The organism is Enterococcus alishanensis (genome assembly GCF_019218635.1).
Taxonomy (GTDB): Bacteria; Bacillota; Bacilli; order Lactobacillales; family Enterococcaceae; genus Enterococcus_A; species Enterococcus_A alishanensis.
Window position 1 is genome coordinate 537,707 of record NZ_JAHUZB010000003.1, and the last position, 21,536, is coordinate 559,242.

Genomic DNA, 21,536 nt, shown 5'->3' on the forward strand with positions numbered 1-21,536 from the left:
TATTTAACTTTGCTGAATACTTTATGCTAGTATGTATAGTGAGAAATAAGTATTGAGAGAAGGGATTTTTATGAAGGAACCAAAATACTTAAAGATAAAAAAAGACTTACTTCAAAAAATTGAAAACGGTATTTTTAAATCTGGAGATAAGTTTTACACTGAAACAGAAATAAAAAATTTGTATAATGTAAGTTCTATTACAGCTATCCGAGCTGTTCAAGAGTTAGCTAACGAAGGCTATTTAGAACGTTACCAAGGAAAAGGAACTTTTGTCTCTCGTTCAAAAAAAAGAACCATTGTAGAATTTACAGACTTAGAAGTATTTGCTGGAATGGAAGAAACCGTGTCAGTTTTAGAAGTGACGGAAATGAATAACCAAGAAATCAAAGATAAACTAAAATTAGCTAAAGATGAAACGTATTACAAAATTGTTCGATTAAGAAAAGCTGGCAATATACCGTATATTTTGCAAAATTCATTCATCCCAAGCAAATTTATTAAACCTAATTTCCCTTCTAACACTTACTTTGATTCAATTTACCAACGATTCAAAGAAGATTTTGGTATTAATTTGTATGAAACACACGCCATCGAAACAAACGAATTTTGTTCGAAAATTTCTCCTGACACGATGCAACTACTGGAACTAAAAGAGACGGATGGTTGTATTTTACAGGTTAAAACAAATGATAATGGCGAAGATGAAGTTTATGAATATGTTGAAAGCTATAAACATTGTGAATATTATAAAATCCAAATTGAAACCGTACAACGTCAATAAAATGATAAAGTCAAAAAAAAGAAGCAAAAAAATGCTTCTTTTTTTAGTTAAAGAGCCAATTAAGCTGATCTTTAAAAGCTATATCATTAGCTAAACGATTCCCACTGCCATCTTTAGCTTGCAGTTTAAGAGAAATTGATAAATCATCGGGGCTAAACTTTTGATTAAAAAGAGCTACATCAATCGTCAAAGGCTTCATCGATTGCAATTTATTCAGTTCAAAGAAGTCTGCTGAAATTATTTTTTTATCTTTTAGAAAGACCTGGATTGTTATTTTTTCAAGACCAACTGGCGCAGCAAAACCACGATTAATCAAATGAATCAAAATTTCAATGTGCTTATTTTTTTCCTTTAATTCAATCGACTCACAATTAATACGATAGCCTAAAAAATCTCTAAAGTATTCATACCAATTTCTTTGTATTACTTGGTCTTCTCGATTTAAAAACCAAGCTGGATCATAAGGTAATCCTAGTGATAATAATTTTTCCATTTCAATCGTTTGATTTTTCCAAGCATTGATTGAAGAAAAGCTTGAGTATTCACTTTTTTGTAAGGATAAATACTCATCAGGATTCTTATTATTTCGTTTTAATTCATTTTCCCAAACAAACTTTGAAAAATTGCCATCCAGCATATCTTTATAATTATGAGTTAAGCTTAACGAAGTAAAATGACCATTCGCCAGACGTTTAGCCATTTTTTCTGGATCAATCGTTCGATTATTTAGATAAATCGGATTCGCCCACCACCAAATCATCTCACCATCAACGAGTTGATACCGCGAATCCTGTCTTAAATCATGATTTGCAGCAGATTCCCATAGCCCCCCCGCAGTGTTCCACCCATGAAGATTTCCAATCAAAAAATCATCATGGTACCCTATTCTTTGAAAATCAGAATCTTCTTGGCTTAGTAATTTTTGTTTGATATCCCAATATCTAACCTGTAATTTCATATCTTTAGGAGTAGCCTCTATTATTTTATTTAAAATCTGACCTTCGTCAGACCTTTCTCGTGATTTAAAAGACCATTCTCCCCATGCACCAATGATTCCAGCTTGTAATACATGAATTTGCCCAGACCATTTTTTCAAATAGGGTCGTAATTGATCCAAATGTTCATAAATTTGTTCTTCTTTTGGTTCCTGCGACATGGGATTGCCATCATCCCATACATATGCAAATCTTAGGACCGCCTTCAGATGTAATGAAGATAATTTTTGAATAAATCGGTCCATATTTTCGAACGCTATTTGATCAAGCCTTTTTTCTTTATACTCAGTTAAATAAAAGTAAACTTGGACTAATGTGGGGTGATCGTCATGATATTTTTTGAATTCTTGTTCCAATGCCTCAATTGCATTATCTTTTTCATATTGATAGATACTTTTTCCCGTAGCTACATTCAAATAGACCTCAAAACGAAACCCTCGATCACTGTTTTCTAACAGCTCAGTGTCCAATCCTTTTTTTGGTGGTATCTTAAACTTCACTTTTTCACATCCTTTGTAATGAAATTGCTTTTAGTCTTCATCATCAGAATCACCGCTAAGTCGATCATTTAAATATAATATACTTTCTTTTCCATCATCTAAAAATTTGGGTGCACTATTAATTAGCATCGAATTGATAAAACTTACTACCATCGGCATATTCATTCCTGTATAAACATCAAATTTCCGACCTTCCATTAGAAGTTTAGACAATACGTTTGCTGGTGTTCCTCCTAAAATATCTGCAAATACGATAAAGTCATTGCCAAACGAAGACACAGCAGCTTCAAATTTCTTTGAGAAATCTTCTTGCCCCTCTTCTGGTAAAAGAGGCACAGCAATAATATCCTCTTGTTCTCCCATAATCATTTCAGTACTTTTTTTCAATTCTACACAAAAATTACCATGGCTAACTAGCACAAGTTTTTTCATAATTATTATCCTACTTTCAATTTTATAAAATTTAAATTTTACTCTTCTTGTGATAAATCAAGAACAATTGGTGCAGAAGAAAGGTTGATTGTCTCGCTATAAGTGCCCTCTGTTTCGAAAATAATTAATTCATTTTCGCCTTTTTTCAATAGAGCTTTAGGAATATACAACGTTAGATAAGGACCTTTTTCCCAAAATCTTCCTAGATTAACGCCATTAATCAGTGCAATTCCTTTTCCAAATTTTGAGATATCAAGAAAAGTATCTTCAACCGCATCAAGTTCAAATTTATATTGATAAAATGCTGGATTATTTTTTTGCCATTCTTTTGAAAAATCAATTCGATCCAGTTTCTCGAAATTAATCGAAAATTGTTCCCAGTTTAACATGAAATGTAAATCCATCATTACACCGGTGCGGATACCTTTTCTTTGCGTATCTGCTAACAACTTATGGCCGTAATTTACACGCCCCATATTCTCCATTAAAATATCCACTTGATTTTCTGAGCGAGAAAGTGCTAATTGGATATCATCACCAATTTCTTCTTGATATTGGGTCGTCACATAGCTTTTATTCAAATAAATTTGTGCTCGATCCCGACCATCAATAATTCTAAATCTTTCCTCAGTAGCATCTTTTAAAAATTTAGTGCGATAAACCATATAACCATAATATTGTTCGAAATATTCCATATTTGCCGGATATTTTGTTGTATGTCGTTCACTGATTTCTTCTAACACTTCAAATAAAGCAACTTTATTCGTTAGTTGGATAGATGATTTTTCTATTGTCGATTTTACCTTTGGTGCCGTTTGAACAATATCAGGAAACATTTCATGAATCACATTTTTTATAACAGTATATTTTTCTGTAGGGTTTCCCTGTTCATCTAGCGGTGCACCATAATCGTAAGAAGTGACTTGTGGTAAGTCCTTAGTTCCTCTAGCAGAACAACCGTTCATAAAGCCAAAATTGGTCCCCCCGTGGAACATATATAGATTAATACTACCAATCATCAGTACCTCTCTAACTGCCTCACCTAATTCTTCTGGATCACGTGTTACGATTGGCTCTCCCCAACGGTTGAACCAGCCATCCCAAAATTCCATACACATTAATGGCCATTTTTTGTTATTATTTTGATGAAAAGATGTTAAGTTTTTAAAATTCAGTTGTCCTTTTGAACCAAAATTTCCCGTTGACAAAATATCTTGCTCATCCATACTTCCTGCTCTTAACGTCGCTAACCATGCGCCATCTGAAGTAAACAAAGGAACAGTTACACCATTGTTTCTCATTAAAGTAACCATGGCTTGCAAATACTCTTTATCTTCACCATAAGAACCATACTCATTTTCTACTTGCATCATAATGATAGGTCCACCATTTTCCATTTGAAATGGCGTAACTTTTGGTAAAAGGACATGATAATATTTTTCTACATACTCTAAATAATTAGGATCGGACGAACGAATGCGACAATTTTTTTCCAATAACCAAGCTGGCAAACCACCAAATTCCCACTCGGCACAGATATAAGGTGATGGCCGCAAGATAACGTATAGCCCTGTATCTGCGGCCGTTTGAATAAATTTTTCCAAGTCAAGAATACCTTCAAAATTAAAGACCCCTTCTTTTGTTTCGTGGGCATTCCAAGGTACATAAGTTTCAACAGTATTAAAACCCAATGCTTTCAAATTAAAAAGCGAATGTTCCCAATCACTAGGATGGACCCGAAAATAATGTATGGCACCTGATAATATTTTGAAAGGCTTACCGTCTAATAAAAAATCTTCTTTAATTTCAAATGTCATCTTTGATTCTCTCCTTTTAAGAAACCGCTAACAATTATTTTATATATTAAATAAATTACCATGTAAAAACTACTATGTCAAAGGTTTCATTCAAGTCGTTTATAAGTTAATATATAAAATATATAATTCCCTTTTTACCATCATTTTTTAAATTTTAAGAAAGTAGGTTTTACACTATGCAAATGAAGTCCAATTCGATCGAAGTCAATTTTAATACGAACGGGTCAATAGAATCTTTAATATCCACTATCAATCCTAAAATTAACTGGGTTTTAGCAAACAACAGCACTTTTGGTCTCCCCTTTGTTAATGGCAGCCAATCAACAGAAACTTATCTTACTGGAAATACTATCTATACAGAGTCTGAAAAAAGTTTTAATTCTGAATCAAAGGAATGCTTTGTTAAATTTCATTTAAATGAAGATTTGCTTTCATTTACTAGCCAACTACCTTTACATGCCGGACCAAGATCAGGAATTGATTTTAGCTTTAATCTTTTAGATTCCCCAGATGACAAATGGACCAATCAATGTATGCCTCATGTTATCTATACTGCTGAAGACCAGAGCTTTTGCTATATTATTTTCTTTAACCCTGACGGGGGCTATTTAACTTGGGTAGTTGACGAGCCGTTTGCGGCATGGCGTATTAAATATAGTCCAAACGGACATAAAATGGTTGGTTTCCAGTTATTAAATGAAGCAGATGATATTGTTGGAAAGAATTTACCGTTAACAGAAAATCTTTCTGGGCATATTTTCTTTTCTGAAGACTTATCAACTGCTTATGACCGCCTTTGTGACATCTTAGAAACAACAATTATTAGTTTTGATCAGTCAGGCGCTCTAGTTGGCAACAAACTTCCTTTAATCATTCATGGTGCTTCTTATGCTGATTGTTTTCAAATAATTGACCCACAAAATAATAGACAGACAGTCTCATCATTAAAACAGTTGTCTTTATCAACAAAGGGCACCTATACTCTATTACCTATTACAAAGGGTCGATGCCATCAAACTAAAATTTTAGCACATGATTATTGGCAAGATTTGTTACATCGTTCGAGCGATTTTTATCGGAAAAATTTTCAAGATAAAACTGGTGCTTTTTATCGTGTTATTTGGCGAGATAGTCTTTCACCAGCTGGGGGCATAACCTACGAAGGGATTGATTTTGGTAATCCTCAAAAAATGATTTCTTGTAAAACAGGAGAGTTTGGGGGTTTCGCAGGTTGGTTAATGATTAAAGCTGCACTTTCCGACCCTAGTGATGAAGCTGCCCGATTAGCAGCCGAAAAATATATTGAGTCTTGGGCTTTAAATTTAGATCATCCAGACAAACCGCTCCCAGGCACAATTGCCGCCTTTCCTCAAGAATTTGGCGGTCGGAAATTTGGTGCTTATCATGTTTATCATGATTTTAATTATCCACAATATGAAATTTTTTTAATCGAACAGTTAGTTGATTACTATCATTTAACAAAAAAAGACATGATTCGTGACTATGTGATAAAAATCGGACGACATTTTGTAAAGGAACACATAAACGATCAAGGTGCTGTATGGTGTCAAAATAAGAGCACTAGCATTCCTAGAGATTATTCGACGGTTCACACTCCTGTAACTGGTTTACACAAATTAGCCACAATAGCTTTTGACAAAGATCAAACATATTTTTTAAAAACAGCTGAAAAGTTGGCTGATCATATCTGCCAAAGAGGACTGAACTTTCCTACTGAAGGAGAACAATCGACAGAAGATGGTTCAATGGCTTGCAGTGCTTTGTCTTTGTTATATGCTTATAAGCATATTCAACCAAAAAAAGAATATTTAAATACAGCCAAACTAATCTTGGATAAACACCGTGTTTTAGAACTTAACGGTGCAGATAGTCGTCTTTTTTATTCCAGTTTACGATTTTGGGAAACCATGTATGAAACAAGATCTTGGGGACCATCAATTAATGGCGGTCATGCTTGGAGTTTGTGGACAGCTGAAGCAAAATTACTCTACTCAGAAATCACCGATGATTACCAAGCCTTTAAAGAAGCTTACTGTGGATTTATGGCGACTTTAAGTAATATGGATGAAAACGGCGGGATTTTTTGTTGCTACACTCCAGACATGCTTCCAGGTAAACCACATTCTTATGATCTTTATTTAGAGAATCAAATTGAAAAAGGAAACTTTATTGATCTTTATGAAACAAGTACAAAATTTGCTCAAAGTCAACCGACTCACAGCTATTCTACTAGCGGAACATATACTTTAATAAAAGCAACTGAATACTGGAATCGCATAGCAGGTATAGATTTTACTGATTATACAGCTATCAATGGTCTGCTAGAAAACACTACTTTTACTCTTGCCATTGAAAATGAAGGCACGTTATTGATCAATGGTTTACCAGAAGAAGAATTATTCATTATCTTACCACCTGAAAATACTACATTAAAAATTAAAATGACGCCTGATCAGTTTCAAAAACTCACATTTTTAAATTGTGAAATAATAAAAATTGATGGTGGCTATTCAATTAATAAAATCCAAAAATCATTTTCAATCAAACCAAAGAAATAAAAAAAACACTTGGGACAGCGCAGCAAGCGTCCCAAGGTTTTTTTTATTCTATAACTTCAATTTTTTGATACCAAGAAGTGGCAGTTTCAGACAACACTTTATTTAAACTTTCAATATTATTACGTCCTTCTGTTTGCAACCACTCGCGGGCATTAGCTTCTCCTGATTCAACTAAAGGTTTCACACCATCTTTCCAAGTTGCACGCCCACACAAAACGCCATTAAAAGTTGAACCTGCTTCATGGGCAAAAAGAAGTGTTTTTTGGAACATATCAGTAGAAACACCGGCACTTAAAAAAATAAAGGGTAATCTTGTTGCCTCACTTTGATCACGGAAAAATGCAGCTGCTTCTGAAGCAGAATAAGCTATCTCTTCTTCAGCAAAACCTTCAACATAATGCATGTTTACTGGTACCTCTACTTTTAGAACATCTACTTTGTAACGTGGTTTATCAAACTCTTTCATCATCTCAATAACTTTGTGTGGTTTTACTTTAGCATATGCTAAAGAATTCGCGTCATTATCTATTGCATCATAAGACACTAACTCTAGATAAAATGGCAAATCTTCTGCCGCACATTCACTGCCCAGACGTTCAATAAACACATGCTTTTGATGATTAATTTCCTCATCTTCATCCACATCATAATAAAGCAGAAATTTAATTGCATTGGCCCCTTGCTCTTTCAAACGCAACACCGACCAATCAGCTAATAAGTCGGGCAAACGTCCCGGTGTACTTGCATCGTAACCAGTTTTCTCATAAGCCAATAATAGTCCAGCTTCAGAATCCCGAGCATTCGCGGCCGGTAAACCATATTCTGGGTCAAGTAAGATTGACGAAGCATAAGGAGTCAATACTTCTGACACTAATTTTTTAAACTCTTCAATTTGCTGATCTGTTGGTTCTTTCCCTAGGGCTTTTATCATTTTTTTCAAGGCACCTCGTTGATCAATTGCAAGAGCGCTAATCACACCATCTTTGTTAGATAAGTGATCCATGGCTGCCTTTTTATTTTTCGTCAATTTTAGCATGAATTTTTCCTCCATTTTTCTACTGATAAGGGTGAATGGTGACACCTTTTACTACTCTGTTAACTGTGCCAGTCGGTGAAGGCGTATCTGGTGTATTTCCAACTTTAACTGAAGTTAATAAGGCAACAGTTTGAGCCACCATCACGAAAGCCAAAGCCGCGTAGCCATCTGGAAGCAATGCTAATTCTTCTGAAAAAGAAAATTGATCACCAGAGAAATTTCTTTTCCCTGGTTGTGTGATAGCAATGACACCCGCTGCAATCTCATCTGATCGAACTTCCTCTAACACGTCTAAATCATAATCTCGTGTATACGTTTGGTTGTTAACAAAGCCGAACATAACTGTCTTATCATTAATAAAAGATTTGGGACCATGACGAAAGCCCATCGAAGAATCAAATACTGTTGCCACTTTGCCAGCGGTTAATTCTAAAATTTTCAACTGAGCTTCGCGACTCAAACCAGCTAAACTACCTGATCCTACATACACAATTCGATCAAAGTCAAGATCAACAATTTTTTGAATGTCTTTTTCACGAGCAATCACTTCTTCACCTAATTTGCTAAGCGTTTCAACATACTGCTTTTTTGTTTCTAAGTTGGATTGATCAAAAACTAACAAGGTACTTAATGTCATACACGAAAAGCTACCTGTCATGGCAAAACCATCATCATTTGATCGACTTGGCATTAATAAAAGAAAACTTTTCGCATCTGCTTGGCTCATTTTTGCTAACTGCCCATCAGCAGCACAAGTGATCGACAAATGATGAATTGTATTCACTACCTGATTAGCAATCTCAACAGCCGCGATACTTTCTGGACTATTTCCGCTTCGTGCAAAAGAAACAAGTAATGTCGGTTCATCACTAATCAAATATTCTTGAGGAGAAGCAACAATATCTGTTGTCCCGATTGCTTCAAAAATAAAATCTTGATGATTTCCGTGCTGACGTAAATATGGTGTGATAGTATCACCAACGTATTGTGAAGTACCAGCGCCTGTAAAAATAACTCTCGTTTTTTGACCTTTTGCTGCTTCTTTGACTTTTCCAATAAATTCTTGTAGTTCTTCTTGCGCATTTTTGTAAATATTTATAGTTTCTTCCCATAATTCTGGTTGTTGGTGAATTTCACGAGTTGTAATTTCTGCACCAAGATCTATTAATTTTGATTTTTCTAATTCAAACATTTTTTTATTTCTCCTAACTATTTCGAATATGTCGAATCTTGTAATGAAATTGATCCGCACGAGCAACACTCAATGTGTACTCAATTATTTCATTTTTTACATTGTAAGTTGAACGAGCCAAATGAAGCACAGGGGCACCTTCAGGAATCATTAACAATTTTGCGTCTTCCAAAGAAGCAATACTTGCATAAAGTTCTTCATCTGCTAATCGAATGATTTGATCGAAATCTTCAGAAAAAACATCATAAAGTGGTTTGCTCCGAAGAAGTGATTCTTCCAATGATAGAAATTTTTTAGCTGGTAAATAAGTCTCTTCAATCATTAATGGTTCGTTATCAGCTAATCTCAACCTACTTAAGTGATAAACCTCTTCCGATAAAGAGAGGTTTAAGCGCTGAGAAACGAAATAATCCGTTGTGATTTTTTCAAACAATAAAATGCGGGTTTCTGGTTTTTTTCCCATCTGCTTCATTTGTTCAGTAAAGCTATATGCTGTTGCCAAATCAGTATCATCATTTTTGATATCAGAAACAAAGGTTCCTTTACCGTGGCGTCGATAAATATAGCCACTGCGCTCTAATTCTTCTAAAGCCAGGCGGACAGTTGTTCGGCTAACATCATATTCATGAGTTAATTTTCGCTCAGATGGCAACTTGTCATGTGGAATCATGCCAGTGTTCATTCGCTCTTTTAATAAATCGGCCAATTGGTGATACAAAGCTTTGTTTTTTAAAGAAGTTGTCATAAAATTCTCCTACCTCGATAACTGGTTATAACCTTATACCAATAGTACGGTGGTTTTTTTTATTCTGTCAAGATAAAATATTTTTCCTTTTTTTTAGAGATTAAAAACCCGATTGTTTCAGCAATATCGGAAAAATATTAATTTGGATTAATAAAAGACCCAGTATGATAATTTAAAATAAAGTATGAAAATCTAATACCAGTTAAGAAAATAAAACTAAAAAAAGAAAACTTTCAAATAGAAAGTTTTCTTTTCGTGCCTATTTAATGCCCTTTTTTCTTTTGTTGCTTTTTTAATTGCTTTTGCTGAAATTTTGCTTCTGCCACATCAGCTTTATCTTGCTTTTGTCGTTTTTGCTTAGCTTTTTTGTTCAGCTGATGAACTTCTTGCAGTGCAAGTTGTGACTTGGTGGAAACAACTGGTTGACGTTTGGCACGATTAATCATTCGTTGTCGCCGTTTAGGATTAATTTTTCTCTCAACAATACCATTGTTTTCAGCTTTAACCGTTTGGCTACTGGCTAGAATTTTAGGCAACTGCTGATGAATAAAAATCATAATGTCCTGATCTTTTGGCTCTGGACCAAAAGTATGCTTGTAAACCAGCGATTCCTTTTGATCTTGAGCTTCCACTAAACCACACCAAAATGTGCCATCAAAATAAACAGTTAGTTTCATGATAGCCCCCCCCTTTGTAAAAATTACAATGGACGACCTGGAGGGAAGGTTACTGACATTATTTTCATAATGCTCACGGACTACCAACCGTGACGTGTTTTTATGTTCTTTTAGCATAAAAGGATTTAGTTAATCTGTCAATTAATCTTTTAGTTCACAAAGCACCGTCGGATAGTCTTTTACGTAATAGCGAAAATTTTTGCGACCCTTACGAATAATCTCATGACCTTCTGCTTCTAACAATTTAATCTGCGCTTCAACACCACCAGGATATTTAGGATGAAGTTCCCCCTGTGCTTTTAATGTTCGCCAATAAGGTGTTTTATTTTCATTTCTTTGATGGCTTGCCCAAGCAACAATACTGATAAATATTCCCGCAGTAATTGGATCAGTAAAATCAGCCTCATTTTTTTTAGCCAAATAAGCGCGAATTTCACCAGTAGTAATGACTTTCCCCCCAGGAATTTTTTTCATGATTTCATCATAAGTTAACGGTGGTGCAAAATACATTTTTTCTCCGCCATATTTTTTGATTGACTTTTCGTCTGTCAAAATCTGAATTTTTGGCATCCCTTTTGACTCATGGAGCATCTTATTAAAATCTTTTTTATCTTCATTAGCCATTTCTCTCAGCTCCTTTTCTTTCATCATAGCTAAGATAAAGTAGTCAGGCAATGAGACACTTTATTTATTTTTTACATTTGCAAAGATTTGATAAGTATAAATCAAAAAGAAGCTCAACAGTAAACTACCAACAATGTCACTTAACCAATGAACACCTGAAAGTAAGCGACTAATCACTAAAATAATCATTACTAAACTAAAGATCAGCGTCACTGTTTTTCTTTTGAAATAAATAATCCCACAGGCTAAAACAGTCACACCAAATAAAATATGGCTTGACGGATAAGAGGGTTCCATTAAACCCTCGACTAAAATCGGTCGGTAATTAATCACTACTTTTTCAAAAAATAGATAACAGCATGACATTATGAAATAGATTATCCCTAAAACTAAAATATTTTGATCCACTAGCAACAGTCGTTTGCGTTTTACCCATTGAAAAGCTCCTTTTATAACGAAATAAAGTGCCACTAAAATTGTAAATAATAAAAAAACATCTGACAATTTGTCCCACAATGGATGTACGCCAAAAAAATGGTGCCCCCACTGATTAATAGTAGCAAATCCGACGAAACTACTTTGGGGGCCAATTTCTCGAACATCGATTACTTTTACAGCCATTGTAAAAATTAAAAATAACAATAAAGGAATAACAAGTTTAATTGATTTTTGTTTCATATTTTCTACCCACTTCCATCTTTTTTCGGTACTCTTGAAAGATACCAAGTCGGTAAAAAAATCATAAGAATCTAGTGCTCACATCCTGGTGACGTATCGTGTCATCTGGGATAAATCAATAAAAACACCTTAATAACTAATAACATCAGTAAAAAAGAAGCCGCATATGGTTGTCTCATAGCAATCATTAAAGTAGTAAAAATCAACAAGCAGCTAATTGAAAAAATAATTAAATATTTCTCGTTAAACTTTGAATTTCGACCCATTAAATAAAAAGCAAAAAGATTGTATAGAAATGTAAAAATTACGCTTACCACAATAATTCCTCTTTGGATAACAGGAGTTTCGGTTAAATTTAACAGTGAAACATGAGCGACACGTGTTCCTAAATCATTACCGAAAAGAGGTAAGAAAAAGAAATCAACTACTAGTAAATCTAACAAGAAAAACAGTTGCTTTCGTGATTTACGCTTTTTTTCTTTCAAATCTTTTTGTGCAAGATTCAATAATTCCTTGTTTGATAACAAATCATCCAAAGAAATATTAAACAAAACAGATAATTCTTTTAAAGAATCAATACTGGGATAACCTCGCCCTGATTCCCATTTTGAAACAGCTGTTCTAGACACAAATAATTGCTGTGCCAGTTCTTCTTGGGTCCAGTCAGCTTCTAATCTAAGTTGCTTTATTTTTTGATTAAGCTCCATTTTATTCTCCTGAAAAAATTTTCTTAAATCCATTTTACCAGTTTAATCATCCTGCTACATTGTACTTTTGACTGATAAGATCAAGCGAAATCTTTGTCTGATTATTTTTATTAATGGTAAACTTAACTAATCAATCATTTTTTAAACAATAGATAATCGTTTCTAACTAGAAATTTTTCAATATAAAAGAGGAGGAGATTTAATGAATTTTGATGTATTGTTTTTAGGAAGTGGACAAGGTGCTTGGAATGGCGCAATTCCCATGGCTAAGGCAGGATTGAAAGTTGGTGTAATCGAAGAAGGGTTATTTGGTGGCGTCTGTACAAATCGCGGTTGTAATGCAAAAATTACTTTGGATCGTCCTGTTGAATTGTTACGACAAGTCGAGCAATTGCAGGGACGCGGTTTTAATGGCGTGCCACAATTAAATTGGTCTGATTTAATGGCTCATAAGCATGAAGTAATCGACTCATTGGCACAAAGTAATCAAGACAAATTAGAAAATGCAGGTGTAAAAACAATTATTGGTCGCGGAACTTTCGTTGACAGTCATACTATTGAAGTAGCTGGTGAAAATTATACTGCCGATAAAATCGTGATTGTCACTGGCCAACTACCTCACCGTTTGGCTATTCCTGGAAATGAATTATTTCACGACAGCACAGACTTTTTAGTTTTAGAAAACATGCCAAAAAAAGTAACGATTATTGGCGGTGGTTATATCGGTATGGAATTTGCAACTATGGCTAATGCTTTTGGCGCTGATGTGACAGTTATTTTACGGGGCGACAAAGTTTTACGAGAGTTCCACCAAGATTATGTCGACATTCTGGTGAAAGATTTAAAAAATCGTGGCGTGAAATTCCATATTAATGAAAAACTGAAAAAAGCTGAAAAAATCGATGAAAAAGTAATATTAACAGGCGAAAATGGTTATACACATGAGTCTGACTATGTGATTGATGCAACTGGTCGCCGTCCGCAACTAAAAAATATGAATTTTGAAGGCATCGGCTTAGAATTTGACGAAATAAAAGGGATTTTTGTCAATGAATTTTTAGAAACAAATCTAACTGGTGTTTATGCAGCCGGCGATGTGCTTGCTAAAAGCCAGCCAAAAATTACTCCAGTAGCAGCTTATGAATCTCAATATTTGGCTCATTTATTTACTGGTGATACAAATGAAGGAATTGTTTATCCGCCAATCGCGAAAACAGTTTTTACTTCTCCAAGATTGGCCGAAGCAGGGATTTCCATCGCCGAAGCTCAAACCAAGCCAGATGAATACAAGATTACTGTTGTAGATTATGCTGCAAAGGATTGGTTCCATCAAGTAGGAAATGACGATATAAATTTAATTAGTTTTGTTCATAACAAAGCCGGTTATTTAGTTGGCGTGACGAATCTAGGAAATGATGCAGTCGAAACAGTTAATGGATTATTAGATGTCATGAATGCCAAAATCAAAGCACCTCAGCAAGAAGAATTAATCTATCTTTTCCCAAGTATTGCCCACTCTTACATGAAATATATTTAATAAAGAAATGACGCTAAGCGAGATAATTTAGCTTAGCGTCATTTTTTATCGATTTATTTATTTTTGATATTTTAATAATTGTTTGCGGGCCCTTTCGATTGCTTTGTAGCGCTTTGGCTGTTTCTTATAAAATTGTTGATGATAGTTTTCAGCTGGCCAAAATGTAGCTACTTCGCGAATTTCTGTCACAATTGGTTTGTGGTATTTCTTTGCAGCAATCAATTTGTCTTTAGAAGCTTCCGCAAGCTTTCTTTGTTCCTGATTCGTTGGAAAAATCGCAGTGCGATATTGATTCCCACGGTCTTGAAACTGTCCTTGGTCATCTGTCGGATCAATGATTTGCCAATATATTTCCAATAATTCTTGGTAACTAATTAGGCGAGTATCGAAAATGATTTCTACCGCTTCTAAATAACCACTAGCACCAGTATGAACAAAATCATAACTAGGATTTTCTAGGGTCCCACCAATATAACCTGATAAAACAGAGATAATTCCTTGGCGTTCTTCAAAAGGTTCCACCATACACCAAAAACACCCACCAGCAAATATCGCCCGCTCTTGATGTTCGACATCTGAAATTTGATGCTGTTCAAAATCAAACTGAACAACCTCACCATCAGTGATTCTTTGATAAAAATCAGCCACTTCCGGTGTCAAACTATTCCGACTTGCCAGTGGACGTAAACCAATTTCTAATTTTGCTAAGGCTGTCTGATCATTGCCTTCAGCAGCCACAGTATCTTTAAAAGCAGTTAACAGTGATCGTTCAAAATCTCTTGTATGTGGATTCAAAATCAAATTATAGACGTCACTTAAAATTGTTGTTGTATCAAGTTTCATAACCTTCCCTCCCATTAGAGAAAAATCATTTGAAATTTAACACATTTTCTGAATTTAAGCGAACTTTTGAATTGGGGTCAAAATATATTTTTGTAGTGCTCGACTCACACCATTTTGATTATTATTTGCTGTAATTTGATTGGCTGATTTTTTCACAGTTTCCGGCGCATTATCCATAGCAACTCCCATTCCCGCTTGAGTCAACATGGGAATATCATTGAAATTATCACCAATCGCCATCGTATTTAGTAGATTTACCTGATAATAATTTGCTAACTCCAACAATGCCTTTTGTTTTGAAACCTTATGATTAGTTACTTCTAAATAATTATCTTTTGATAAGTAGAATTCGCTTTCAGGAAAGTTTAAATTACTTAGGTATTCAAAGACTTCGTTGATTATTTCAGGTTTTTCAATTAATAAAAGCTTATGGATCGGAATATTTTTTTTCAGTAATAATAATTGAATATTACCTTCAATTGGTTGGTCACCTGAAATTTCAGCTTCAATTTCCACCCAAGAATCAATTTTATCTACATACCATGACTCACCAGAATATAAATTAATTGAAACTTGCGGAAAAATATTTTTTAAGATATCAACTAGAATACTAACTTCTGGCTGAACTAACTCATGACTAAATAAGGTTTCATTCTCTTTCATAATCAATGCTCCGTTATAACAAGCTATCGGTTGATCTTGAATTTCTAAAGCTTGAGCTAACGGCCACATTCCCTTTGGCGAACGAGCCGAAGCTAAAACAAAAGGAATATCTCTTTCTTTTAAAAGCTTTATTTTGCCTATTAATTGGTCGTCTAATTGATGCTGATCATCTAAAATTGTGCCATCAATATCACTTATAATAAATTTAATCGCCATCTCTATCATCCTCTCTTAAACAATTATTTTTATCTGTGAAGAAAACGGATTAGTTACAGAATGGTCTGTAACTAAATAATCAAATTCTGAAATATCTGCTGCAAAATAAGTCGCTGATTGTTGGAATTTTTTTGATTCCGCTACAAGAATTTTGGTCTTAGTTTGCTTCAAAATTAGTTTTTTTAAAATAGCATCTGATTCGTCTTGAAATGTCACTTTGCCATCTTTTAAACCTGCTGCACCGATAAAAGCAACATCAAAAGTCATATTCTTCAAAATTTCAGCTTCATTTAAGGCATAATAAAAGCGATTTTTTCGATAAAATTTCCCACCAATTAAATAAAAATCAATTTTTTCATTACTACTTAGCATGATGCTGTTGTCTAGTGAATGAGAATAAATCCGACAAGGTTGGTCAATTAATTGTGCCATCTTTAATACAATCGTTGAAACATCAAAAAAGTTAGTCTGCCCATCTTCAATAAATTCCAATGCTTTTTTGGCAATTTGACTTTTTTCTTTAGAGAATTTCTCCAAGCGCTGATTATAAGAAGCAATTTCTTGCTCCTCTTTGTTAGAGATAATACCTCCGTGGGTTCTTTGGACCAAACCACGATCAGCTAATAAACTAATATCACGCCGGGCGGTATCGCGAGAAATATCGAAAATTGACATAACCTCTTTAGTACTCAATTGTTCTTTTTCTTGTAAAAATTTTTGAATTTCAACCAATCTTTGTTCTTGATACATGCCATCACCTCAGTAATACTATATCATATTTTTAAGCAATTGTAAGTATTTTTATTTTTTTGTAAGCATTTAATGCAAAAAACTCATTACCTTAAGATAATGAGTTTTGCTTAAATTTTTCAATTCCTTGATAAAAACGATCTAATCCATCCGCTAAACGAATTTGGGGACAAGCATAATTCCAACGTAAAAATTGTCTGCCATTTCCACCAAAAATATCTCCTGCTGATAATATCAACCCGGTTTCTTTTCGCAAAAAATCAGCCAACATTTTACTGTCATTCGTGATTCTCGAACAGTCCAACCAAGCCAAATAAGTTGCTTCTGAGGAAATTATTTTTATCTCTGGTAGCTTATCATGGATAAACTGGTTTAAACTTCGACGATTTCCTGTTAAATAGCGTTTCAGTTCTTCTAACCAGTCTCCTCCTTCATCAAATGCCGCCATCGCAGCTTGAATGGCGAAAGTATTCGGTTCTGCCACTTCATCGATATTAATACCGCGATGCACTAATTGAAATAATTTTGGATTTTGCACATAAATCACTGACGTTTGTAAGCCAGCCAAATTAAAAGCTTTGGTAGGTGCCCAGCAAGTAATAGTTTGTTGAGCGATTTCTTTGGAAATGGCAGCCATTGGTGTATAAGAAAATTCTGGATGCGTCAGGTCACAATGAATTTCATCACTTAATATCAAAACATCATTTAAAAGACACAACTCACCAATCTTTGCCAACGTACTTTTGTCCCAAACTTTGCCAATTGGATTATGGGGATTACAAAAAATCAACATGGTTGTTTTCGGATCAGCCAATTTTTTCTCTAAATCTAAATAATCAATCCCATAACGGCTATCTTGATAAGTCATTTCTGAAGCCAAAACCTGACGTTGATTGTTGAGAATCGAATTGAAAAAAATATTGTAAACTGGTGTGATAAGAACTATCTGGTCATCCACTTTTGTCATCTTACGAACGATTAAAGAAATTGCCGGCACAACACCTGTACAAAACATCATTGCATCCGTTGCTAGTTTAAATTGGTGCTTTTTCCACCACCAATTTTGAATACTCTCAAAAAATTCTGGTGGAACAGTATTATAACCGAATGCCCCTTGTGAAATTCTATTTTCCAAAGCTTTCGTCACAGCAGGTGCGGTTTCAAAATCCATATCTGCTACCCACATCGGCAACTCATTTTCAGCAATATCCCATTTATAAGAATTATTTTGGCGACGATCAATTAATTGATCAAAATCAACTGGCATGGGCGTGATCTTCTCTTGTGGTAATGTTGGTTGCTTCTGGAACAATTTTCGGATCATCAAAAATCAACTCCTCCACAGCCAAAGTAGAAATCTTTCCGCTAATCGGATTTTTGATACTATCAACCGTGGTCGTAATCTCAGCATCGACGGTTGAATATTCAAAGGCCAAATCGGTATTAATCACACGACAGTTAATTAACTTAACATTTTCCATGTAACACATGCCTTGTTCACTCTCAATCACACAATTCACAAAAGTCACATTTTTAGAATTCCAACCTAAATATTCACCAATGATTGTCGAATCAGAAACCACCACATTTTCACAATTCCAAAAAGCATCTTTTGAAATAATTTTACTATGACGAATTTCAATATTTTTCCCGCCATCAAAAAGATAATTTCCTGTAATCGTTAATTGATTAGCGGTAATTTTTTGACTATTTATACCAAAATAATCCCCGGCTGCAGATACTTTTTGTAAATAAATATCTTGGCAATTCCATAAAGTTTCTTGGGCATTTGGCAGATCGACATTGGTTAAGTGAATATCACTACTACGACGAAATGTTTTAGGCGCTTGAATCAAACTATCGGAAATCATCAAATGATGACTATACCAGATACCTGAACGAGCTGTGTCCAGTAAGGTGATATTTTCTGCTTGAATACCACGTGCGTACCATAGTGGATATTTCCATTTAAAAATATCATTTTCTAAAACTAATTGATTGCTTTCTTTTAGTGGTGATTCTCCATCAGCAAAAACGGAATCACTAATTTTTAAATTTCCAGCTTTAAATAAAGCTCGTTCGCCTGTTAATAATGCTTGTTTAATTTCATTCATATTGTTACTCCTTTTCAGTCAACCAAAGAATTTCGGCTGAATCATTTGCTCTTAATAGTTTCCTTAGTGCTGTCGGATTGTCGATTTTCCCAATCCGGGTATAAGAATAATTGGTCGAAAAATTTTCGTAAAATACCACTAATGTTTGACTGCCATAAAGCATCACATCGCCAGCTTGAATTTGCTCTACTTGTTGTGCATTTGTAGTTAAAACATCTGATAGATCAGCAAATTTTTCATTATCATTGTGATCGGTCATGGTTAATTTCAACGGCAATAAGTTTTGGAAAGCCGTTGCGGTGGGATTTTTTTCATACTGAATAGAAAATGATTGATCATTCACTTGTAAATAGTGTTGAGTTTGATAGCTACTCATTTCAGTCTCACTTTCTGCTATATGCTCGTTTTTGTTAAAAGAGTCTTCTGTGTTGGTTGAAGGTCTAACTGTTTGATTGCTACAAGCGGATAACAGAAAGATAGCCAAAAATAAAAATACGATTTTTTGTTTCATAAAATCTCTCCCAGAGGTTGGTTAAAGTGTTTATCCCTGCGGGGTAAAATTTGTTGCACCAAGTAAGTGTCAGTTTAATCAATTTTTAGCTTATCTAGAAATTTCGGAATGCTTACTATAATTCATCGACCTCTTCTTAATAGTTTGAACTTTACAACTTCAAGTCAAGGTGAAGTCAATAACTTTTTTTAAATAATTTAAATTTCTTTGATAATTTTTGCTGGTGTTCCTGCCACAATCACATTATCAGGCACATCTTTTGTAACCGTCGCATCAGCTGCCACAATTGCATTTTCTCCAATTGTCACGCCAGGTAAGACTGTCGCATTAGTACCAATCCAAGCGTTTTTCTTAAGCTTAACTGCCTGTGGTAAAATACCCCTTCTTTTTTGGGGATCAATAATATGGTTCACTGAAATAATTCTTGCCATTGGTCCAATTAAGACGTCATCTTCAATTTCAATCCCGCCCAAATCGACAAATTGCACATTTTGATTAATAAAAACATTTTTCCCAAAAATAATATGTTTACCAAAATCTGTATAAAACGGCAGAGAAACGACCACAGAATCATCAATTTTTTGATCTGTGATATTTTCTAAATAAGTCAAAACTTCATTTGGTGTCCGATATCCTTGGTTTAATTCTGCAACTAAACGTTCGTTATTATCTTTTACCAGATGAATTTCTCGAAAAAGTGTCGAGCCTTTTAATATTTCTTTACCATTAATTTTTTGTTGTAAATTGTATGTATTCATCGCCATCACCTTTATCTATTTGATAGCTTAAGCATACTCGGATATAATTGACTTGACTAATACTTATATAGAATGAACTGATATGCTTTTTTATTATAGGAGGAATTAGATGGATTTAAGAGTTCTAAACTACTTTTTAACGGTTGCTCGTGAGAAAACTATCAGCCGTGCAGCAGAAGTTTTACATCTTTCACAACCAACATTATCGAAACAATTAAAAGATTTGGAAATTGAGTTAGGCGTGGAATTATTTAAACGGGGCAATCGCGAAATAACTTTGACTGAAGATGGTGTTTATTTGCAAAATCGCGGACAAGAGATTTTATCTCTGGTGGATGTCACTACTGCAAATTTACAAAAAAATAAAGTGATTGGCGGAGAAATAACAATTGGGGGTGGCGAAACACAAAGTTTTCAATTTATATCCGTTATTTTAAATGACCTTTTAAAAAACTATCCAGATTTATCAATTCGTTTATATAGTGGTAATGCAGATGATGTAATGGAAAAGATCGACAAAGGCTTACTAGATTTCGGGCTAGTCATCGATCCTGTCAAAAAACAAAAATATGAGTATTTACGGTTACCAATGAAAGATCGCTGGGGTATTATTGTTAATCGGAATCATCCATTGGCAACATCTAATCAAATCACGCCAGAAGATTTACTCAATCAATCCTTGCTCATTTCAAATCAATCTTTGGTAGACAATCAACTAGCGGAATGGTTAGGCGGAAACCTCAGCAATTATCATATTGCCGGGACGTATAATCTATTATTTAACGCTTCGTTATTAGCAAAAGAAGGGAATTTAGTTATTTTATCAATTGATGGTATTATCAATACGCAACAATCCGATTTAATTTTCATACCATTTTCTCCCCCATTAACGGTGAGTATCAATCTGATTTGGAAGAAAAACCAAGTATTTTCTAACGCATCAACCCTATTTTTAAAAAATTTATTGCAAGAAAATAATTAAGCCATAACAAATTGCCAACAAATTTCTGCCTCTTCCTCTGCTCGTAAGCTTTGGATTTGGCAGAGATTTTTCGTTAACCGTCCCATTTTTATTCGCGGGACGCCCATTGTAGTACATTCATCTTCTAAACAAATCCCAATTTCTTTAGTCCAAGGAAAATAACTAATGTCACCAGCACAAGAATAATACTGCTCTGTGCAATTTGTCGTCAATTCTACTTTCGAAGAAAAATAATAGGTTGCTAAATCATTCTTTTGGAAAAACAAGGGCTGTTGAAAATTACACTGCAATAACACATCAAAGAAGCAAGCACAAATATCTACTTCCGTCAAAGTATCCCCCATCTGCAAAAAAACCTGCATCTTTTGTAAATTCTTCCGTTGATTCACAATTACTCCT

Annotated in this window: 22 protein-coding genes; 4 read left to right on the forward strand and 18 right to left on the reverse strand. The window is 34.4% G+C overall.

Annotation, left to right across the window (positions count from 1 at the left end; all coding sequences use genetic code 11):
- The first annotated feature begins 70 nt into the window (after nucleotides 1-70).
- Entirely contained in the window at nucleotides 71-781 is a 711-nt protein-coding gene (locus KUA55_RS09675; RefSeq protein ID WP_218325989.1) for a GntR family transcriptional regulator, read from the forward strand.
- Between the two features lie 43 nt (nucleotides 782-824).
- Here the strand turns inward: KUA55_RS09675 and KUA55_RS09680 are convergent, their stop codons facing one another.
- Genes KUA55_RS09680 through KUA55_RS09690 form a run of 3 tightly spaced genes read right to left on the reverse strand, consistent with a single transcriptional unit; the run spans nucleotide 825 to nucleotide 4,525 of the window.
- Nucleotides 825-2,276, reverse strand: coding sequence for a DUF4874 domain-containing protein (locus KUA55_RS09680; RefSeq protein WP_218325990.1), 1,452 nt, complete (start codon nucleotides 2,274-2,276; stop codon nucleotides 825-827).
- Nucleotides 2,277-2,306: 30 nt separating this feature from the next.
- On the reverse strand, nucleotides 2,307-2,711 hold the full coding sequence (locus KUA55_RS09685) for a PTS sugar transporter subunit IIA (RefSeq protein ID WP_218326175.1): 405 nt from the start codon (nucleotides 2,709-2,711) through the stop codon (nucleotides 2,307-2,309).
- A 35-nt stretch (nucleotides 2,712-2,746) separates the two neighbouring features.
- Nucleotides 2,747-4,525 carry a glycoside hydrolase family 35 protein gene (locus tag KUA55_RS09690; protein ID WP_218325991.1) on the reverse strand — a complete coding sequence of 593 codons (1,779 nt, stop codon included), beginning with the start codon at nucleotides 4,523-4,525 and terminating at the stop codon, nucleotides 2,747-2,749.
- A gap of 176 nt (nucleotides 4,526-4,701) precedes the next feature.
- On the opposite strand from KUA55_RS09690, the gene KUA55_RS09695 reads away from it, so the two are divergent.
- Entirely contained in the window at nucleotides 4,702-7,104 is a 2,403-nt protein-coding gene (locus tag KUA55_RS09695) for a hypothetical protein (protein WP_218325992.1), read from the forward strand.
- Between the two features lie 43 nt (nucleotides 7,105-7,147).
- Here the strand turns inward: KUA55_RS09695 and lacD are convergent, their stop codons facing one another.
- The 7 genes from lacD to KUA55_RS09730 all read right to left on the reverse strand — a co-directional run bounded on the left by lacD (nucleotide 7,148) and on the right by KUA55_RS09730 (nucleotide 12,763).
- A complete protein-coding gene (gene lacD / locus KUA55_RS09700) occupies nucleotides 7,148-8,140 on the reverse strand; it encodes a tagatose-bisphosphate aldolase (RefSeq protein ID WP_218325993.1) in 993 nt (330 codons plus the stop codon).
- 19 nt (nucleotides 8,141-8,159) lie between these two features.
- Nucleotides 8,160-9,332: an SIS domain-containing protein gene (locus tag KUA55_RS09705; protein WP_218325994.1), complete on the reverse strand. Its 1,173-nt coding sequence runs from the start codon at nucleotides 9,330-9,332 to the stop codon at nucleotides 8,160-8,162.
- Nucleotides 9,333-9,345: 13 nt separating this feature from the next.
- On the reverse strand, nucleotides 9,346-10,077 hold the full coding sequence (locus KUA55_RS09710; protein WP_218325995.1) for a GntR family transcriptional regulator: 732 nt from the start codon (nucleotides 10,075-10,077) through the stop codon (nucleotides 9,346-9,348).
- A 263-nt stretch (nucleotides 10,078-10,340) separates the two neighbouring features.
- Nucleotides 10,341-10,754 carry a YjdF family protein gene (locus tag KUA55_RS09715; protein ID WP_218325996.1) on the reverse strand — a complete coding sequence of 138 codons (414 nt, stop codon included), beginning with the start codon at nucleotides 10,752-10,754 and terminating at the stop codon, nucleotides 10,341-10,343.
- A gap of 141 nt (nucleotides 10,755-10,895) precedes the next feature.
- Entirely contained in the window at nucleotides 10,896-11,378 is a 483-nt protein-coding gene (locus KUA55_RS09720) for an MGMT family protein (protein ID WP_218325997.1), read from the reverse strand.
- Nucleotides 11,379-11,438: 60 nt separating this feature from the next.
- Nucleotides 11,439-12,056, reverse strand: coding sequence for a phosphatase PAP2 family protein (locus KUA55_RS09725; RefSeq protein WP_218325998.1), 618 nt, complete (start codon nucleotides 12,054-12,056; stop codon nucleotides 11,439-11,441).
- A 101-nt stretch (nucleotides 12,057-12,157) separates the two neighbouring features.
- Entirely contained in the window at nucleotides 12,158-12,763 is a 606-nt protein-coding gene (locus KUA55_RS09730; RefSeq protein WP_218325999.1) for a helix-turn-helix domain-containing protein, read from the reverse strand.
- A gap of 202 nt (nucleotides 12,764-12,965) precedes the next feature.
- On the opposite strand from KUA55_RS09730, the gene KUA55_RS09735 reads away from it, so the two are divergent.
- On the forward strand, nucleotides 12,966-14,300 hold the full coding sequence (locus KUA55_RS09735; protein WP_218326000.1) for a dihydrolipoyl dehydrogenase family protein: 1,335 nt from the start codon (nucleotides 12,966-12,968) through the stop codon (nucleotides 14,298-14,300).
- Between the two features lie 57 nt (nucleotides 14,301-14,357).
- On the opposite strand, the gene msrA is transcribed toward KUA55_RS09735, so the two are convergent.
- The 7 genes from msrA to KUA55_RS09770 form a co-directional block, all read right to left on the reverse strand.
- On the reverse strand, nucleotides 14,358-15,143 hold the full coding sequence (gene msrA / locus KUA55_RS09740; protein WP_218326001.1) for a peptide-methionine (S)-S-oxide reductase MsrA: 786 nt from the start codon (nucleotides 15,141-15,143) through the stop codon (nucleotides 14,358-14,360).
- 54 nt (nucleotides 15,144-15,197) lie between these two features.
- Nucleotides 15,198-16,031: an HAD family hydrolase gene (locus KUA55_RS09745; RefSeq protein ID WP_246601459.1), complete on the reverse strand. Its 834-nt coding sequence runs from the start codon at nucleotides 16,029-16,031 to the stop codon at nucleotides 15,198-15,200.
- Between the two features lie 6 nt (nucleotides 16,032-16,037).
- On the reverse strand, nucleotides 16,038-16,772 hold the full coding sequence (locus KUA55_RS09750; protein WP_218326002.1) for a DeoR/GlpR family DNA-binding transcription regulator: 735 nt from the start codon (nucleotides 16,770-16,772) through the stop codon (nucleotides 16,038-16,040).
- A gap of 91 nt (nucleotides 16,773-16,863) precedes the next feature.
- A complete protein-coding gene (locus KUA55_RS09755; RefSeq protein ID WP_218326177.1) occupies nucleotides 16,864-18,039 on the reverse strand; it encodes a MalY/PatB family protein in 1,176 nt (391 codons plus the stop codon).
- Nucleotides 18,029-18,886 carry a DUF3737 family protein gene (locus KUA55_RS09760; protein ID WP_218326003.1) on the reverse strand — a complete coding sequence of 286 codons (858 nt, stop codon included), beginning with the start codon at nucleotides 18,884-18,886 and terminating at the stop codon, nucleotides 18,029-18,031. The genes KUA55_RS09755 and KUA55_RS09760 overlap by 11 nt, the downstream gene beginning before the upstream one ends.
- Nucleotides 18,887-18,890: 4 nt before the next feature.
- Complete coding sequence (locus KUA55_RS09765; protein WP_246601460.1) at nucleotides 18,891-19,397, reverse strand: cyclophilin-like fold protein; 507 nt, start codon at nucleotides 19,395-19,397, stop codon at nucleotides 18,891-18,893.
- A gap of 197 nt (nucleotides 19,398-19,594) precedes the next feature.
- Nucleotides 19,595-20,155 (reverse strand): DapH/DapD/GlmU-related protein, encoded by a 561-nt coding sequence (locus tag KUA55_RS09770; RefSeq protein ID WP_218326004.1) that lies wholly within the window; start codon nucleotides 20,153-20,155, stop codon nucleotides 19,595-19,597.
- Between the two features lie 109 nt (nucleotides 20,156-20,264).
- On the opposite strand from KUA55_RS09770, the gene KUA55_RS09775 reads away from it, so the two are divergent.
- Nucleotides 20,265-21,137 carry a LysR family transcriptional regulator gene (locus KUA55_RS09775; RefSeq protein ID WP_218326005.1) on the forward strand — a complete coding sequence of 291 codons (873 nt, stop codon included), beginning with the start codon at nucleotides 20,265-20,267 and terminating at the stop codon, nucleotides 21,135-21,137.
- Here the strand turns inward: KUA55_RS09775 and KUA55_RS09780 are convergent.
- Complete coding sequence (locus KUA55_RS09780; protein ID WP_218326006.1) at nucleotides 21,134-21,526, reverse strand: hypothetical protein; 393 nt, start codon at nucleotides 21,524-21,526, stop codon at nucleotides 21,134-21,136. The genes KUA55_RS09775 and KUA55_RS09780 overlap by 4 nt on opposite strands.
- Between the last annotated feature and the right edge of the window lie 10 nt (nucleotides 21,527-21,536).

Coding starts and splice junctions, on each gene's coding strand:
- KUA55_RS09675 (WP_218325989.1), top strand. CDS start 71: ATGAAGGAACCAAAATACTTAAAGATAAAAAAAGACTTACTTCAAAAA.
- KUA55_RS09690 (WP_218325991.1), bottom strand. CDS start 4,525: ATGACATTTGAAATTAAAGAAGATTTTTTATTAGACGGTAAGCCTTTC.
- KUA55_RS09695 (WP_218325992.1), top strand. CDS start 4,702: ATGCAAATGAAGTCCAATTCGATCGAAGTCAATTTTAATACGAACGGG.
- lacD (WP_218325993.1), bottom strand. CDS start 8,140: ATGCTAAAATTGACGAAAAATAAAAAGGCAGCCATGGATCACTTATCT.
- KUA55_RS09705 (WP_218325994.1), bottom strand. CDS start 9,332: ATGTTTGAATTAGAAAAATCAAAATTAATAGATCTTGGTGCAGAAATT.
- KUA55_RS09710 (WP_218325995.1), bottom strand. CDS start 10,077: ATGACAACTTCTTTAAAAAACAAAGCTTTGTATCACCAATTGGCCGAT.
- KUA55_RS09715 (WP_218325996.1), bottom strand. CDS start 10,754: ATGAAACTAACTGTTTATTTTGATGGCACATTTTGGTGTGGTTTAGTG.
- KUA55_RS09720 (WP_218325997.1), bottom strand. CDS start 11,378: ATGGCTAATGAAGATAAAAAAGATTTTAATAAGATGCTCCATGAGTCA.
- KUA55_RS09725 (WP_218325998.1), bottom strand. CDS start 12,056: ATGAAACAAAAATCAATTAAACTTGTTATTCCTTTATTGTTATTTTTA.
- KUA55_RS09730 (WP_218325999.1), bottom strand. CDS start 12,763: ATGGAGCTTAATCAAAAAATAAAGCAACTTAGATTAGAAGCTGACTGG.
- KUA55_RS09735 (WP_218326000.1), top strand. CDS start 12,966: ATGAATTTTGATGTATTGTTTTTAGGAAGTGGACAAGGTGCTTGGAAT.
- msrA (WP_218326001.1), bottom strand. CDS start 15,143: ATGAAACTTGATACAACAACAATTTTAAGTGACGTCTATAATTTGATT.
- KUA55_RS09745 (WP_246601459.1), bottom strand. CDS start 16,031: ATGATAGAGATGGCGATTAAATTTATTATAAGTGATATTGATGGCACA.
- KUA55_RS09750 (WP_218326002.1), bottom strand. CDS start 16,772: ATGTATCAAGAACAAAGATTGGTTGAAATTCAAAAATTTTTACAAGAA.
- KUA55_RS09755 (WP_218326177.1), bottom strand. CDS start 18,039: ATGCCAGTTGATTTTGATCAATTAATTGATCGTCGCCAAAATAATTCT.
- KUA55_RS09760 (WP_218326003.1), bottom strand. CDS start 18,886: ATGAATGAAATTAAACAAGCATTATTAACAGGCGAACGAGCTTTATTT.
- KUA55_RS09765 (WP_246601460.1), bottom strand. CDS start 19,397: ATGAAACAAAAAATCGTATTTTTATTTTTGGCTATCTTTCTGTTATCC.
- KUA55_RS09770 (WP_218326004.1), bottom strand. CDS start 20,155: ATGAATACATACAATTTACAACAAAAAATTAATGGTAAAGAAATATTA.
- KUA55_RS09775 (WP_218326005.1), top strand. CDS start 20,265: ATGGATTTAAGAGTTCTAAACTACTTTTTAACGGTTGCTCGTGAGAAA.